At 35.7% G+C, this 16,416-nt stretch carries 16 protein-coding genes; 8 read left to right on the top strand and 8 right to left on the bottom strand.

The window, feature by feature from the left end; translation table 11 throughout:
• Window positions 1-54: 54 nt before the first annotated feature.
• The 3 genes from HORE_RS02790 to HORE_RS02780 all read right to left on the bottom strand — a co-directional run bounded on the left by HORE_RS02790 (window position 55) and on the right by HORE_RS02780 (window position 3,599).
• Window positions 55-909 (bottom strand): thiamine pyrophosphate-dependent enzyme, encoded by an 855-nt coding sequence (locus tag HORE_RS02790; protein WP_012635475.1) that lies wholly within the window; start codon window positions 907-909, stop codon window positions 55-57.
• Window positions 909-2,594 (bottom strand): 2-oxoacid:acceptor oxidoreductase subunit alpha, encoded by a 1,686-nt coding sequence (locus tag HORE_RS02785; protein WP_012635474.1) that lies wholly within the window; start codon window positions 2,592-2,594, stop codon window positions 909-911. The genes HORE_RS02790 and HORE_RS02785 overlap by 1 nt, the downstream gene beginning before the upstream one ends.
• A 216-nt stretch (window positions 2,595-2,810) precedes the next feature.
• Entirely contained in the window at window positions 2,811-3,599 is a 789-nt protein-coding gene (locus HORE_RS02780; protein ID WP_012635473.1) for a DUF2935 domain-containing protein, read from the bottom strand.
• A 169-nt stretch (window positions 3,600-3,768) separates the two neighbouring features.
• On the opposite strand from HORE_RS02780, the gene HORE_RS02775 reads away from it, so the two are divergent.
• Entirely contained in the window at window positions 3,769-4,302 is a 534-nt protein-coding gene (locus HORE_RS02775) for a mechanosensitive ion channel family protein (protein ID WP_012635472.1), read from the top strand.
• On the opposite strand, the gene HORE_RS02770 is transcribed toward HORE_RS02775, so the two are convergent.
• Window positions 4,267-5,121 (bottom strand): DegV family protein, encoded by an 855-nt coding sequence (locus HORE_RS02770; RefSeq protein ID WP_012635471.1) that lies wholly within the window; start codon window positions 5,119-5,121, stop codon window positions 4,267-4,269. The two genes, HORE_RS02775 and HORE_RS02770, sit on opposite strands and share 36 nt — an antisense overlap.
• A 214-nt stretch (window positions 5,122-5,335) precedes the next feature.
• Between HORE_RS02770 and HORE_RS02765 the strand changes: the two genes are divergently transcribed.
• The 4 genes from HORE_RS02765 (at window position 5,336) to HORE_RS02750 (ending at window position 8,472) form a co-directional block, all read left to right on the top strand.
• A complete protein-coding gene (locus tag HORE_RS02765; RefSeq protein WP_012635470.1) occupies window positions 5,336-5,746 on the top strand; it encodes a putative ABC transporter permease in 411 nt (136 codons plus the stop codon).
• A 75-nt stretch (window positions 5,747-5,821) separates the two neighbouring features.
• A complete protein-coding gene (locus tag HORE_RS02760) occupies window positions 5,822-6,052 on the top strand; it encodes a hypothetical protein (RefSeq protein WP_012635469.1) in 231 nt (76 codons plus the stop codon).
• A gap of 165 nt (window positions 6,053-6,217) precedes the next feature.
• A complete protein-coding gene (locus HORE_RS02755) occupies window positions 6,218-7,723 on the top strand; it encodes a GGDEF domain-containing protein (protein WP_012635468.1) in 1,506 nt (501 codons plus the stop codon).
• A 125-nt stretch (window positions 7,724-7,848) separates the two neighbouring features.
• A complete protein-coding gene (locus HORE_RS02750) occupies window positions 7,849-8,472 on the top strand; it encodes a DUF4397 domain-containing protein (protein ID WP_012635467.1) in 624 nt (207 codons plus the stop codon).
• A 129-nt stretch (window positions 8,473-8,601) separates the two neighbouring features.
• On the opposite strand, the gene trmB is transcribed toward HORE_RS02750, so the two are convergent.
• The 4 genes from trmB to HORE_RS12325 all read right to left on the bottom strand — a co-directional run bounded on the left by trmB (window position 8,602) and on the right by HORE_RS12325 (window position 13,950).
• A complete protein-coding gene (trmB, locus tag HORE_RS02745; RefSeq protein ID WP_012635466.1) occupies window positions 8,602-9,237 on the bottom strand; it encodes a tRNA (guanosine(46)-N7)-methyltransferase TrmB in 636 nt (211 codons plus the stop codon).
• A gap of 107 nt (window positions 9,238-9,344) precedes the next feature.
• Window positions 9,345-10,709, bottom strand: coding sequence for an MATE family efflux transporter (locus HORE_RS02740; RefSeq protein ID WP_012635465.1), 1,365 nt, complete (start codon window positions 10,707-10,709; stop codon window positions 9,345-9,347).
• Window positions 10,710-11,151: 442 nt separating this feature from the next.
• Entirely contained in the window at window positions 11,152-11,925 is a 774-nt protein-coding gene (locus HORE_RS02735) for a BsuPI-related putative proteinase inhibitor (protein ID WP_012635464.1), read from the bottom strand.
• A gap of 63 nt (window positions 11,926-11,988) precedes the next feature.
• Window positions 11,989-13,950: a S8 family serine peptidase gene (locus tag HORE_RS12325; protein WP_012635463.1), complete on the bottom strand. Its 1,962-nt coding sequence runs from the start codon at window positions 13,948-13,950 to the stop codon at window positions 11,989-11,991.
• A gap of 429 nt (window positions 13,951-14,379) precedes the next feature.
• Here HORE_RS12325 and HORE_RS02725 point away from each other — a divergent pair, with 429 nt between their 5' ends.
• The 3 genes from HORE_RS02725 to HORE_RS02715 all read left to right on the top strand — a co-directional run bounded on the left by HORE_RS02725 (window position 14,380) and on the right by HORE_RS02715 (window position 16,312).
• On the top strand, window positions 14,380-14,934 hold the full coding sequence (locus HORE_RS02725) for a biotin transporter BioY (protein ID WP_012635462.1): 555 nt from the start codon (window positions 14,380-14,382) through the stop codon (window positions 14,932-14,934).
• Window positions 14,935-14,956: 22 nt separating this feature from the next.
• Window positions 14,957-15,355, top strand: a complete 399-nt coding sequence (locus tag HORE_RS02720) for a DUF1284 domain-containing protein (RefSeq protein WP_012635461.1) — start codon at window positions 14,957-14,959, stop codon at window positions 15,353-15,355.
• 180 nt (window positions 15,356-15,535) lie between these two features.
• Window positions 15,536-16,312, top strand: coding sequence for a CAP domain-containing protein (locus HORE_RS02715; RefSeq protein WP_012635460.1), 777 nt, complete (start codon window positions 15,536-15,538; stop codon window positions 16,310-16,312).
• Window positions 16,313-16,416: the final 104 nt, after the last annotated feature.

The raw sequence follows: 16,416 nt of genomic DNA, 5'->3' as shown, positions 1-16,416 counted from the left end.
GGGTAACTAAACTTTTATAGTCATAAGCTGAACAATGCTTTTTTCTTTGCAATATCATCTAAAATCATCAAGCAAAAAGGACATTTCAGATGGCTTACCAACTTCATTAACCAGGGGACTATCTTCGAGATAACCATACCTTTCCCTGAATGTTACCTTTTCGGCCCGATATATAATTCCAATCGGTATCCTATCTTCCCATTCCCTTGCTTTTTTAAAGGCAAGTTCCAGGTCGGTTTCATCATAGTTTTCATCCAGTTTATATACCCTCTCCCGGTACCATTTAAAGGTATTTATTTTATTAAAAGAGACACAGGGTTGTAGAATATCAATTAAAGCATAACCCTTATAATCAAAGGCAGACTTTATTAGTTCTTTTAAATGATCACCTTCGCCAACAAAGCCCCTGGCCACGAAACCTACCCCCATTCCAAGGGCCATACTTAATGGGTTGAGGGGTTCTGACTTAACCCCATCAGTCTGAACCCTGGTTTTCATACCCATTCCAGTCGTCGGTGAGGCCTGACCTTTAGTTAATCCATAAATTTGATTATCGTGGACAAGGTGAATTATATCAGGATTTCTTCTGATATTATGAATAAAATGATTCCCCCCTTCACCATAGGAACACCCATCCCCTGACTCTACAATTACTGTTAACGTGTGGTTGGCTACTCTCATACCTATTGCCGGTGGTAAGGACCTACCATGGAGGCCATTGAAGGTATTAACATTAATATAATGGGGCATTTTAGCTGCCTGCCCAATTCCGGTAAACATCACTACCTGATGTGGTTTAAGCTTTAATTCATTCAACGCTTTAACGAGTGACTTCCTGAGGGCAAAATTACCACAACCGGGGCACCAGGCAGTTTCTTTAGTTTCATAAAACCTACTATTATCTATCATTATTTAACCACCTCTTTCATAAAACACCGGTATATCTCCCGGGCGTTAAAGGGGCGACCATCATATTTCAAGATTTTATGGTCAATTGAAATCCCCGTTTCACTTCTGATTAACCTGGCAAACTGGGCAGTAGCATTATTTTCTACAGCTACCATTTCAATGTCCTGTGACGCCCATCTCCTCAAACTTTTTTGTGGTAAGGGCCAGACATCAGAAAAAGAAAGAAAACCAACCTTAATTCCATCTTTACGAAAAAGTGATAAGGCTTCTCTGATGGGACCATAGGTAGAACCCCATCCAATAATCAAATAGTCAATCTCTTCTTCCCCGGTATAAAGGGGCTCTAAAAGATCTGTTTCTTTTAGTTTCGTTTCCTTTCTCATTCTTTTCTCTACCATAGCTTTTCTGGTCTCAGCATCTTCAATAATATGACCCCATTCGTTATGTTCATCACTGTCAACCACGACAAGTTCTTCATCATTCTGACCAGGGTAAGCCCGGGGAGAGATACCATCATCAGTAAGCTTATAACGTCGGTATCCTTCATTTTTATCTGTTTCAGCAGGTGAAACCAGGTATCGTTTAATTTTTAAACTATCAAGATTAAAATCGTTAACAGTCCGGCTCGAATCAGCCAGATACTGGTCACTTAATAATATTACCGGAATTTGATACTTGTCGGCTAAATTAAAAGCCCTGAAGGACTGATAAAAGGCATCTTCCTGACAACGTGGACTTATAACCATAAGGGGAAATTCGCCCTGGGAAACATTAATAGCAAATAAGAGGTCGCCCTGTTCTGTCCTGGTAGGTAACCCGGTTGCTGGACCTGGTCTTTGTACTTCGGCAATAACTACAGGGGTTTCTGTTATACCCGCTAACCCCACTGTTTCTGCCATCAGGGAAAACCCGCCCCCGGATGTTCCGGTCATGGCTCTGATACCACCAAAAGAAGCACCAAGGGCCATATTAATCGCTGCAATCTCATCTTCTGCCTGTTCTACCACAATTCCCAGTTCCTTCTGTTTGGCGGCTATGTAACTCATTATCCCTGTTGAAGGAGACATGGGATATGCTGAATAAAATTTTACTCCGGCCATAACCGCACCTAATCCAATCGCCTGATTTCCATTTATAAATAACTTATCCCTGGCTGGTTTACTAATATTAACTTTAAATAATTGCTGGCTCTCTTCATACCCCCTTCTTAACAATTTGATGTTAGCTTTTATAATATTTTCATTATCGAAAAAGTCCTCTATAACCCCTTCGCAGACCTTTGTTTCCAACCCCAGTACCCTGAGGACAGCCCCGATATAAACCATGTTAAGTGCTTTCAAATTAACATCTTTAGCTAACTGGCGGGCGTCAATCGTTAAGTATTTTCCATAAACATCTACCTTTTTTCCAGATATAATTATCCCTTCGTCATTTAAATAATTATAATGACGTTTTATCGTTTCTGAATTTAGAGCTACTAAAATATCTATCCTTTCAGCCGGTCCCAGGATTTCTTCATTTCCAAACCTTATTCTTATAAAATTATGACCACCCCTGATTCTTGACATATAATCCTTTGAACTATAAACAAAAAAACCTGATCTGAACAAAGTCTTACCCAGAATCCTGGATACGGTATTCAAACCCTGACCGGCTTCCCCTCCGATTAACAAATTAAGGTTCAAAACTAGACCTCCTTTAGTCTTTTTGAAAATAATAATGATTTCTATTAATACTTACATTTTATTATAAATTTTCTGTATTGTCAATCGTTAATTATATTTTTATATATTAATTTTATGTTAACAATTTTACCTTATTTATATTTAAAATGATAAAAAGCCGGTCTGCACCCGGCTCATTTGTTAATTTATAACTTTAAAATTATCTTTGACTATTTTTTATAATTTAAAATAGGCTTTCATCTGGTTAATAAGATTCTCAAAGTATTCTGTCTCCCTGATAAGATGGTTGGCAAAGAGCGGACCAGTAATTGATAATAGTTTACAATCAGCCAGTAATGTTTTAACTCTATCCTGAAATTGATTTAAGTCCTTTAAATTTAATATTAATTCGAGGATAAAATTAGAAACTGCCGGAAAATTATCAGGCTCTGACTTAAGCATAGATTCCAGATCCAGTGCACGTACAAACAAATAATTAAATCTCTGATTATAATCCCTCAATTTGTCCAGTAATATCCTCTCTGAAGGATCTATTAAATGATGTAAGAAAGCTGTGTGTTCCTTCATCCCCCTCAACCAGAAGGTAACATCACCGAGTAAATCCCGGGGAAGGGATATTTGTTTTTTCTGTCCCTGGTATTCTGAAACAATTTCTAAAAATTCATCTGCCTCTCTGACAGTGTGTGTTATCAAAAGTGGATAGAGATTAAAGGTAGACTCACACTGAACAATTAATCTTAAAAGTGTTTTTTTAAATTCAAGTAATTCCCCAACAGCATTTATACTTTCTTCAATTAATTCAGAATTATGTCCTGGTGGAGTCCCCATTATTCTTCTGGCCCTGTTCTGGAGTTTATCGAACAAATTATAAAAGTCATGGGCCCTGGCAATTAACTCATCTTCATCATAGGTTAATCCCTTTTTAATAAATAAGGCATGTTCTTTAAAAATACGTAACCAGAATATCAAATTTATTCTTTCCTGAAAAATATCATCACTTTTCAAATATTTATCCTCTCCTTCCTTATAAATCTTAATTAAAATAATTATAAACTGTTTTCTCTCTCCTTAGTAAAGATATGCTTATTATTTATGGATATTACCATAATTCACGTTCTTATATAAGCCCTTAAAACATATAAATAAATAACTTTTATCCAGAAAGGTTAAGCAAATGAAAGATATATTTATGTTGCTTTCAATTGATTTTGTTAAAATTTATTTTTATAAATTGGTTACAATAACCTTTGTGGTTTTATTTACCAACATTATTGTTTTTATAATAGAAAACTTTTTTAATAAAATAATGAAAAAAGAAAAACTGACACCGGTTTATTTACCTGTAATAATTAATTTAATAAAATTTATTTTATGGATCCTATCTATTGGAATAGTGCTAATTATTTTAGGGTTTAAAGAACTGGCCATTACCCTCGGAGGGGTAGTGGCCGTATTTGGTTTTGTTTCGGCTCAAACCCTTAGCAGTATATTAAGGGATTTAATAGCAGGTGTATTTTTAATACTGGATGATGATTTTAACACCGGTTACCGGGTCAGGGTTAATAAAGTGGAAGGAGAAGTATTAACTATAAATATACGGAAAACAAAAATAAAAGACTCCCATAATAATATTCATATAATCCCTAACAGGAAGGTTGATAACAACTATATTTTAATCAGTAGCCCTGGTAACACAAACCCCGATTAATCCCGGGCCTGAATGAACAACCATAGCCGGACTTATTTCACCAAAATATGTATCCTTAACATTTTCCAGTTTTTTTAATTTATCAAGTAATTCCCGAGCTTCCTGTTCTGCATTAGCATGCATTACGTCAACATAACAAATTCCTTCTTTTATTTTTTCTCTAACAATTTTAAATAGCTGCCCCAGGGACCTTTTACGACTGCGAACCTTCTTGAAAGTGTAGTATTCACCTTCACTGTCCATAGATATAATAGGTTTTAAATTTAATAATTCACCAATAGTTCCCTTTACCTTTCCTATTCTACCCCCATGAATAAGGTATTTCAAAGTTTTTACCACAAAATACAACTCAACATCATTAATCTTAGCTCTTACTTTATTAACTATTTCATTAAAATCAAACTTCCGGGCTTCAATCAATTCTTTTGCATAAAGGACAAGTCTTCCTAACCCCATTGATATTAATTTAGAGTCAATTACTTCTACAGTCAACCCCTCTATTTGTTTGCCTACCATATTACTTATCTCATATGTACTACTTAAACCACTGGAAATGTGAATAGCAAGAACATGTGTGAATCCCCTGTCCTTTAATTTCAATAATTCCTTCTGGATATCATCAGGTCCTGGCATAGAGGTAGTTGGGATTTTATCCTCTATTTTATCATAAATTTCCCCTGGTTTAATATCCAAACGGTCTCGGTATTCTTTATCACCATATATTATTTTCAAAGGCAAACAACTTATTATACTATTATCTAATGTTTGCTGGGGTAGGTCACATGTGCTGTCTGTAACAAGGGCTATCTTTTCTTTCATAACCACCCTCCTATTCAATAAATATTTCATCTTTTAAATTCATTTCTATATTCATTATGTCCCAAAATAGGTAAAGATAAAATGACAAATTAACAAATAAATACAAAAAAATGTTCCTGGTTATAACATTTTATATTATGAAGAAAACCATGACATTGTGATATTTATAAGTTTCCTTTTTAATAATTTTTACAAATATACAAAAAATATTTGTATGACTTACATATACAGATTTATAATTTACGGATTAAGTGGATGGTGTCTTGAAATAGTGTGGACAGGCCTGGGCTCCTTTTTAAGGGGAGACATTAACTTAAGGGGATGGACTTATCTCTGGATGTTCCCAATTTATGGTATGGCTTTATTAATGGAACCAGTTCACAATCAGATAAGGAACTGGCCTGCTATAATAAGGGGAGGTGTCTATACTCTAATTATTTTTACTATAGAATACAGTTCAGGCTGGTTTTTAGAGAATATAATAGGGACCTGTCCCTGGGATTACAGCAAAAGTCGTTATTCTATTAAAGGCTTTATTCGTTTAGACTATGCACCTGCCTGGTTTATAGCTGGTTTGCTCTTTGAAAAATTACATGATACTCTAACCAGAATACACTATGCATAGTTTTTTATTTATTTGACTTGAATATTTATTATCTTAAAACACTATAATATTAAAAAAGACTTCAGGTGGTGTTATATGGAAAATACTTCTCTCGATTTCAGACCTGAGATTACTCCGAAAAAGATAAATAAATTGAAAGAAACGGCCGGAGAATTAAAAACAGGGGAACATATATCAATCATTCTTGAAAGGACCGATGCCCACCAGGCTAAAAATATCCTTAAAATCCTGGAAGAAAATAATATTGATTATCAAACTAAAGGAGGCCATGAAGACGAATTTTTTATCACAGGTAAAAAGCAATAGTTACTATACTGGGGCAAAAATTTTGCCCCAGTTTTTTTTATAAGAATATTGCATATTAATAAATTTTTTTGTATAATTTTAAAACAAATAAATAAAGGAAAGTATACAATCAATCTAGAACTATATTATAAAGTGTCGGACTTTGTTGAGAAATGAGGGTTTATGATGAATAATGTTATAGAAAAACATAAATATTATATTATAATAGCTGTTTTTTTAATCATCATCTTTTTATCTTATAACAGCTATCAGAATACCACAAACATTATTAAATCCAAATATATAACCCATCAAACCCTGATTGAAAAAAGTATTATTAATTCCATAAATAATACCAACTACGCCTACCAGATAGCAGAAAAACTACTTAATGATAAAATGGAGAAATTATCACGTCAATTAATATCTAAATACAGAGATAATCCAGATGTGCTGACCTGGGATTTAGAAAAAATCAAACAAACACATAAATATGTTAATATTTATATTATTGATAATAACTTAAAAATAATTCATACTACCTACAAAAAAGATTTAGGGCTTGATTTCAATAAATATCCTTTATTCAGTAAGGTCTTAAGAAAAAGACTTGAAGGAGATAATTTCATTGTTGACCGGATGGATATATCAATTAAATCTGGCCAGCTTAAGAAATACAGTTATATGCCCACTCCAGATCATAAATATCTTATCGAATTAAGCATCAACCTCAAGGAGATTTTCCCCCAGATAGATAGTATTAACCTTATTTCACTGACAGAACGTTTAAAATCAGAGTATCCCACTATTGAAGAAATAAATTTTTATAGAATTACTCAACAGGGAAATATAGTTACAGAATCAATAACACTCTCTGAATCACTTCTACATACCGATATTCCTGACAAAATTAAGTCACTTGTAAAAAAGTGTGCCAGTACCAGTCAGGTAGTTTCCAGCAAAATAAAATCAAACTCACAAAATAGATATTATTCAGTCAGGTTTATCCCCTGTCTTACCCAGAATCCAGAGGATCCCTACTGGTGGGATTCTTCCGTAATCGGAATTAAATATAATAATGAGTTTATGTTAGAAGAATTAAATCATTATAAACATGTATTTATTATAAACATGACGATAATAACCATTGTATTTGTTTTATTTGTTTTAGTAATAGAATATCTCCTGAAAGAAACAAAATATATGGCTTATCATGATCACCTTACCAAACTTCCCAACCGGGCTTTATTTGAAAGATACTTTAATAAACTTAAAAATAATACAATAAACCTTAACAAGATGGCAGTCCTTTTCCTTGATCTCGATGACTTTAAAAATGTCAACGATACCCTGGGACATGCTATCGGTGATAAACTGCTTATTCAGGTAGCCAAACGATTAAAAAAGAACCTTAAACCATCAGATACCTTATCAAGACTGGGTGGGGATGAATTCACTTTACTCCTGACCAGTATTAGAACAAGGGAAGATGTGATTAAATTTGCCTCAGATTTAAGTGAAGACTTCAAAAAACCATTTATTCTAGATGGTAATAAACTTACAATCCACCCCAGTATAGGTATCAGCATCTACCCTGATAATGGTAAAAATCTGGACTCTCTTTTAAAGCAGGCCGATAACGCCATGTATCAGGCTAAAAAACAAAAATTAGATTTTATCCTCTGGAGATAATAATGTAATACTAATTATTTAATGGCAGGATATCCTGCCATTTTTTATACTTAAAAAACTTAAAGTGACAAAAATCAACTTTACTAAATAATATATACTAAAACTGACAAAGTGAGGTGAAACAATTGGACTTTCCCTTTTTCAGAAATCAGAGCTATATAAGGGTTTTACACGCTTCACCGGGAGCTCCGGCTGTTGATGTATATGCCGATAATATCAAGATTGCTTCTAATTTAAGCTACAGGAATTTAACCAGTTATATAAGGGTTAGACCCGGACAATATAATGTGATAGTCTATCCAGCTGGTTCAAGGCGAAACCCTGTTTATCGAGAACGTATATATGTACCACCCGGGTCTATTTCAACCGTTGCTGCCACTGGGCAGGTCGGAGAAAATTTTGACCTGTTAGTAATACCTGACACGAACTCACGACCACGCCAGGATACAACTTATCTCAGAGTTGTCCACCTGTCACCTAATGCCCCAGCTGTTAATGCCCGTATAGATAATAGAATCCTGGCAAGAAACATTAGTTATCAGGATATAACCCGTTATGTTCCCCTGGACCCCGGAACTTATACTTTAAGTATATTTAATGCTCAAACTAACCAGAGGGTTGTTAGAAACCGCAACCTGGTTTTACAGCCCGGTTTTTATTATACATCTTATATACTGGGGCTGGTTGACGGTAATGTTCCACTGGAAGTAATTACTGTAATTGATAGAATTTATGAACTTGTTGTCTAAATTAAATCAGGGAGGTTATATAACCTCCCTTTTCCTTACCCTGAACCTTGTCTATTTTATTATATTAAACCTTAATCTTCACCATCTTTGATTATTTACAATGTGTTATTTTCTTAATAATATTTTTAACTATTCGGTCTTAAAAACTCCCTCCAAACGAAAAATCCCCTTACCTTCGGAAAGCCATCTTTTTTCATACCCGGTCATAATATTATCCTCAGCAAATTTACTATGATGAAGGTCAAAAGTAATATTTCTCAACAGAAAACCATTCTGGGACAAACTCTCCAGGGAAAATTTAAAAAAATTATAGTCATCTGTTTTTAAATGGATTTCCCCACCCTCAATCAATATTTTTTTGTACAATTCCAGGAAATCTTTATGGGTCAACCTCCTTTTAATGTGTTTTCGTTTGGTCCAGGGGTCAGAAAAATTGAGATAAATACGTGATACCCTATCATCATCAAAATATTCCCTTAAATTCCGGGCATCACCGTAAATAAAGCCAATGTTGGGCAGCCCTTCTTCTTTAGCCTTACTGACAGGGTAATTAAGAGCCTCTTTCACCTTATCCATCCCAATAAAGTTTATATCGTGATTTTCCCGGGCCAGTTTTAAAATGAAATCAGACCGGCCAGTACCTATTTCCAGATGGATAGGATGATTATTCCCAAAAAAATTAACCCAGTTAACTTTGTCCTCAAGTTTGTATATAACGAGAGGATGTTTTTTAAACTTTTCTTCGAGATGAGGTTTGTTACGCATTCTCAATTTTACCACCCCTACCCTTTATTTAACAACATTAACATAAATTACAAATCACAAGATAAAAACCTCAGGCCTCATTCAATTCCAGCTCAAGGTTATCATCTTTAATAACGCCCGGTACTCCAGTCAGTTAATTTTAACCAGGTAACACCTATAACGGCACCCCCTATATTGGCTATGGCAATGGCCCACCATAAACCAGCCTGCTCCAGGCCCAGGTCCCGGGATAGATAAAAGCCAAGCCATAGTCTAAAACCCCATTGTGATATAATTGAAATGACCATTGGCGGGACTGTCCGCCCGGCACCTTTAAAAATACCATTGGAGACAATCATAATTCCAGTAAATCCAAAGGTAAGGGCGATAATATTCAAATAGTCACTTCCGTATTTTAAAACCTCCGGGGCTTTATTAAAAACACTGATAACCAGTGCAGGTTTAACCATCATTAAAAATCCAATTACCGTTAAACTGATGAAAATGGTTAGATTACTGACCAGAGCTGTTTTCTCAGCTCGCTCCTTTTTTTCAGCCCCCACATTCTGCCCAACCATGGTAGTTGCAGCCGCTGCTACACCGAAGGCCAGAATTACCGGTAGGCTTACAACCCTGTTTACGATACCATAAGCAGCCAGCGTCATAGTCCCAAAAGAAGCAACCAGTTTTGTCATAAATAGCTGTCCCAGAGATATCATGGATTGTTCCACAGAAGACGGTATTCCTATCTTAATTATCTTTTTTATTATGCTAAAATCAGGAATCATATTAACTTTTATCAGTTTGAGGCCTTTATTACCTCCAAGCAACATAAAAAGAGCCCAGATAGCCACAATTCCCCTGGATAAAATGGTTGCCAGTGCAGCACCCCCCACCCCTAATTCAGGAAAAATCCAGATTCCAAAGATAAAAAGAGGGTCTAATACCATATTTAAAATAACCGAAGAAAACATCATAACTGCGGGTGTTAGCGTATCCCCTATCCCCCTCAGGGTTGAAGAAAAGATAAAAAATCCAAACATAAAGGGAATACCAGAAAATATTATTTTTAAATATTGAGCAGCATCATTTACTATTGAAGGATCTGCCCCCATCCAGACAACCATTTTTCTGGATAAAAGATACCCTACAATGGCAATTATAACTGAAAAGGACCCAATAAAACTAAAAAGCTGACCCAGTATTTTGTTTATTTCCTGTTGGTTACCGGCTCCTTTATGCTGGGCTATTAATGCGGTTCCGGCTATGGTTAATCCGGCTCCGAGAGCCACCATAAGCATTACCACCGGAAAACTTATAGAAATAGCAGCCACTGCGTTGGCTCCTACCCTGCCAACCCAGATAGTATCTACCGGGTTATATAATGTCTGCATCAACTGGCTTAACATAATAGGTAAAGCCAGTTTAACTAAAGACCCCAGTATTGGCCCTTCGGTTATGTAACTGAATTTATCTCTTTTCTTATGTTCCACTCATATTCATCTCCCATCCTGGTTTAATTATTTTATCATATATGTTACTGGTATGTTTCCATTACCATATTATATCTTAGTTTTTATTTAACCACTCTGTGGTTTATTATACCTAAATATAGTTGTTAACTCAATTTTTTAATCATAAAATAATTTAAGTCTATTTTATAACGTTATATTATTACAAATTGACAGCCCTGAAGCTGTCCGTTGATATTTAAAAAGCTTATCAGTTTATTTAAAGGATTATCTCCTTTTCCTCATACGGGTGGGTACCACAAAACCGGTAATATAGTGTCGGTGACCATCTACATAATTTGTCTCAAAGGAAGCCCGATGGCTACAACAAAGGTGCCTCTGGCGAGGCACCTTTGTTAAAATTAAATTTACTTTTTAAAAATTGCTCATTATATCAGCAAATACATTTAAAAATAATTATATCTTATTTTAAAATAATTCTGGTCTCATCAGTATATACTTTATTATCTTTACTCTCAATAACCCCCTGGAGGTAATATGTCCCTTCGGACAAACCCCTGAACTTAAGCTTAAGTTCATATAAAACACTCTCTTCAGGTTCAAGGACTAATTCCTGCATAATCTGGGCAAACATCTTATTGTCAGACCACTTCTGGACAATCCTATCAAATTTATCCTTAACATACACATCATATTTTTTACCGGATGTGAACTGTAATACCTCTCTGTGTTTTCCTTCATTTTCTAGTAAAATATACACTCTAATACTTTGATTCCTACTATAAACCTGTTTTCCAACAATCAACCTGGCCTTTAAGCTATTCCCGATTTTAACTGGTGGGAGGGGCTGAAGATCTCCAAAATCCTCAATATCAATGCCCAGAAAATCTGTTATAAACTCAACTGGTACAAGAGTGTGGCCATTTATATATATAGGTTCTGTATCCAGATACCTGACACCCCGGTTTGTTTCAACCTCTACCTTACCAATCTCTATAATAAAATAATCCCCTTCAAAATAAATTAATCTATCCCCATTATCCATTTCCACAATTTCCATTGGTACCATATCTTTAAACTGGTCTAAGGGTACCAGGCTATCCTCGGTCAATCTATCTGGGGAAATATCAAATTCCACATTGTCCCCATCAATATTTATATCTGCCAGGGCAGTACCCCCGGCCAGTACTACTAGCACCAGTGATAATACCAATATATTGATAAACCTTTTTTTCATAATACCCTTCCTTTCTTAATGGTTTTAATGATTTATGTCTTATTAATTACCCTGGATTTATTATTAATTATTTACCTCTTCAATTTCTGCAATCCCGTTAATTTTTAAACTTGTTGAAGTATTGTATCCAGTCACATAATACATATTAACATTTATATCTTTTAAACTTGTATCTGTATTAATAGAATAAGTATTACTGGTTTCACCATAGTAATCTCCAGCATCTATATAACCATTATCATCAACATCCCGGTAGGCAATTATATACCATTCCCCCGGTGTTACATTCTGTAAAGAATAGGTTCCATCATCATTTACCTGAACAATCTCACTCCTGGGGTAAACTGTATTTGTAGTTTCATCAAATTCTGCGGCCATTACATATGGCTTTGATAACTTTTTACCAAGCAGGGCACCATAGGCGTCAACCAACCCATATCCATAATACTGATCCCATCCCGTACCCCCAAGGTCAACAGCTGTAGAGGTTAAACGATTCCTTACTTCATATGAAGGAACACCATTGGCGAGTAAAAGAGCTGCTATTCCACTAACATAGGGGGTTGCCATTGATGTTCCACTCATATTATAATAATCAGATATAGTCTCATAATTATACCCATCATAGTATCCCCAGGTACTGTATATACCAACACCAGGAGCAACCAGGTCCAGATTCTGTCCATAGTTCGAAAAACTAGCAATATCTTTATTAAAATCTACAGCCCCTACAGCAATTGTACTATCCATGTTTGCCGGGTAATCCACATAACTATCTCCAATGCTATCACTTCCCCCATTGCCGGCTGCTGCTATTACAATAACCCCGTTATTTACTGCATAATTAATTGCATCATCCATATATGGGTCACTTCCGTTTTCAAGTCTTGACGGATCTACACCCAAACTTAGATTAATTATATCAACATTATTATTCACAGCATACCTTATTCCATCTGCAATAACATCTGTAAACCCTGAGCCATCTGTTCCCATAACCCTGACCGGCAAAATGTTAACATCCCAGTTTACCCCGGCTACCCCGGTACCATTGTTAGTAACGGCTCCAATAATACCGGCTACATGGGTACCGTGGCTACCAGAATTAGATTCAGGGGTTTTATCAGTTGGATCATTATCATCATCGACAAAATCATGACCTGGCACTAAATTGCCTGCAAGGTCAGGGTGATCGGGAATAATCCCTGAATCGACTACAGCCACTGTTACACTGTTATCACCTTTTTCCACATCCCAGGCTGCCTCCAGGTTGGTTATTATATGCCCCCGCTGTTCATAAATATAGTATTCATCATCAGGAATGGCACTGATATGATAGATATAATTGGGCTGGGCCCATTCAACTTCAGGGAGATTGTTATAATAATCTACCATTTCACTAACTGTCTTATCTTCAGGTATCCTGTAATGCTTAACCTTCCCATCTGGAAGCTCTCTTGTTCCCATGATTTGAACTCCATTATTGTTTTCCAGGCTATTTGTAGAAAGGGTAGATACTTCATTTTTATATTTCACCAGAATTTCGTTTTCTTTATATTGTATTCCATCACTGGACTTATTAAATATAACGGCAGAACCATTATTACTGGTAGAAGCTGTACTAACATCTACCCTCTGATATCCGGTATTGTTATTAACAGTAACCTTTCCTGAAACATTACCATCACCAATGGGGAACAATTTAATACTAACCTTCAAATCACTACTAACCTCAATTGTTTCTGAATATCCCTGATAACCATCAGCACTTACTCTCCAGGTATGAACTCCTTCAGGTATATTAGATATATGATAATATCCTGTTTCGTCTGTATAGGCTGTCTGCCCTGCTATGTAAACAAAAGCATCTTTAATTGGATCACCACTATTGTATTCAGTAACCCATCCGTAAATATCATAATACTTATACCCCGTATCCGGCTCCGGTGAGCAGGCAGGTAAAAATAATAATATCCCGATTACAATAAATGCTGTTAATAGTACTTTATATTTTTTTGAATCCATATAAATATCTCCTCTCCTTGAAAATACATTTATCGACCAGTAAATTGACTTTATACGACAGTAAATATAAAAAAACTGTCATAAGTATTATGTAAGTTCTGTATATATTTTATTTCGTCAAATCCTTCCTGTATCCCTCCTTATTTTATATAAATATTGTTCTTATTTTATAAATAATAAGACTACCGGCCCATCGCATTCCAGTATTTTATGCAGTAACCAATGTTAACTCCGAATACAAGTAAACACCTATATTCTTTATTAATATATTCTAATAGCCCGGAAAGGTTAAAAGACTTATACGGGAAAAAGTATTCCATTAGAATGGTTTATTGTTAACCTGTTTTAATTTATGGTTGACAATTATATCAATATAAGTCATAATATTAATCAGGACGGCTATATATTGCAAATGATAGGAGGATTATTATGTCAGGTTATAAACTCAGTATCCACGATTTAACCAGGATAGCCTTTTTTGCAGCCCTGACCGGGATTCTGGCCTATATATCCTTTCCCCTTCCTTTCAGCCCGGTACCTGTCAGTGGGCAAACCCTTGGTGTTATGTTAGCCGGCCTGCTGCTTGGGAGTTACCGGGGGTTTTTAAGCCAGATTGCTTATATTTTACTGGGAGTAATCGGACTCCCAGTATTTGCAGGAGGATCCTCGGGAATAGGTAGCCTTTTTGGTCCCAGTGGTGGCTATATCTGGGGTTTTCTCTTTGGTGCCTATATCATCGGAAGGCTTTTTGAAAGTTTTAATAACAGTAATTATATTGTTAAGTTTTTCTTTCTAGTAACAGGAGGAATCGTGGTTGTCTACTTATTCGGGATAACCCAACTTATTATTGTCACCAAAATGTCTTTAACCGAAGCAATTGTGTCCGGAATGCTACCCTTTTTACCGGGTGATCTTTTTAAAATCTTTATAGTAACACTGATATCCCAAAAAGGATTAATCTCTGCCTTCAGGACTAATAGGTAAAATGAAATAAAAGGGGGTAAATATGGTTCAATTAAGGGGACACCATTTATTATGTGTCCAGTTTTTTCAGGGTCTGGGTTATAGTAAGGAGTTTATTCAAAAAATGTATGAATTATTAAAGAAGATTGAAGAGCCTTCAACACGGATATTACTTACAACTTCCTGTGACTACCTATGCCAGGCCTGCCCCTGGCATAATGAATATACCTGTACAATTTCATCCCCTTCAGAAGAATTAAAACTGGTTGAAAGGGATAAAGCTGTATTATCTTATTTTGGTTTTGAAGAACACCAGCTAATAACAGCAGGTTTATATAAAAAGAGGGTTGATTTATTATTGCCAAAACTGGATTTAAAAAAAATCTGTGGTAATTGTCGCTGGTTTGAAATCTGTAATTCAAAACGAGGTCAGGTAGATTAACATCTCCCTGGCCTTTTTAGTTTATTAGGAATTTTTAGCGACCCTCAGTCTTCCATTTAAATACATATTACCCAATATTTACTTCAGTTAACCTGGTGTAATCTTGATTTATATTAATATTTTTTTACAATTTACAAATAATAGAATTATATAAAATATTAAATACTGGAGGAATCAAATATGAGAAAATTAAAAATCCTTATTCCTTTAATTCTGGCAGTGTTACTTGTCTCCTGTGCCAATGAGTCCCCTACCCAGGAATCTTCAATATTTCAGATTGGTGAAGTTGAATACTGCAGGGTTACAGATGACAATGTTAATGTTAAAGCCGGGGCTGGTAACACCTTCCCCAATATTGCTACCCTGAATAAAGGTGATATAGTAAAGGTTATGGGGGAAATGGGGAACTGGTATGTAGTCAGACTCGACAATAACCAGGTCGGGTGTATTAATACCACAGATGCCACTCCTGTTGTCAGAGATGGCGGTGAACCGGAAAAACAACGGCGAATTGTCGAACCAGAACCCGCTCCTGAAGCCAAAGACGATGTCGCCCCGGCAAAAAGCCTTACTTCCATGGAACAACGAATGGTAAATCTTATTAACCAGGAACGGCGTAAGAATAACCTTAAGCCCCTGGAAGTCCATATGAAATTAACAGAGGTAGCCCGGATAAAATCCCAGGACATGGTTGACAATAATTACTTTAGCCATTATTCGCCAACCTATGGCAGCCCCTTTGATATGATGGACAGATTTGGGATTGAATACTTACACGCTGCTGAAAACATTGCTGCCAATCGCTCCGTAGATGATGCCCATGAATCACTTATGAGGTCAAGCGGGCACCGCAGAAATATCCTTAATCCCAACTTCACCCATGTTGGGGTTGGTATAAAACCAAGTGATAAGTATGGTTATATATTTACCCAGATGTTTATAAGCCGTCCTCAGTAATGAAGGCCAAGTGTAACCTTACACCACCGTTAATATTAATTCTCTCCTGGCACTTTTTTAAAAAAGCAACTACGGTTTATAATAATAAACACAATTCTAAAAGT

The organism is Halothermothrix orenii H 168, assembly GCF_000020485.1.
In the GTDB taxonomy this organism is placed as follows: Bacteria; Bacillota; Halanaerobiia; order Halanaerobiales; family Halothermotrichaceae; genus Halothermothrix; species Halothermothrix orenii.
This window is presented reverse-complemented; position numbering and strand designations above follow the sequence as displayed.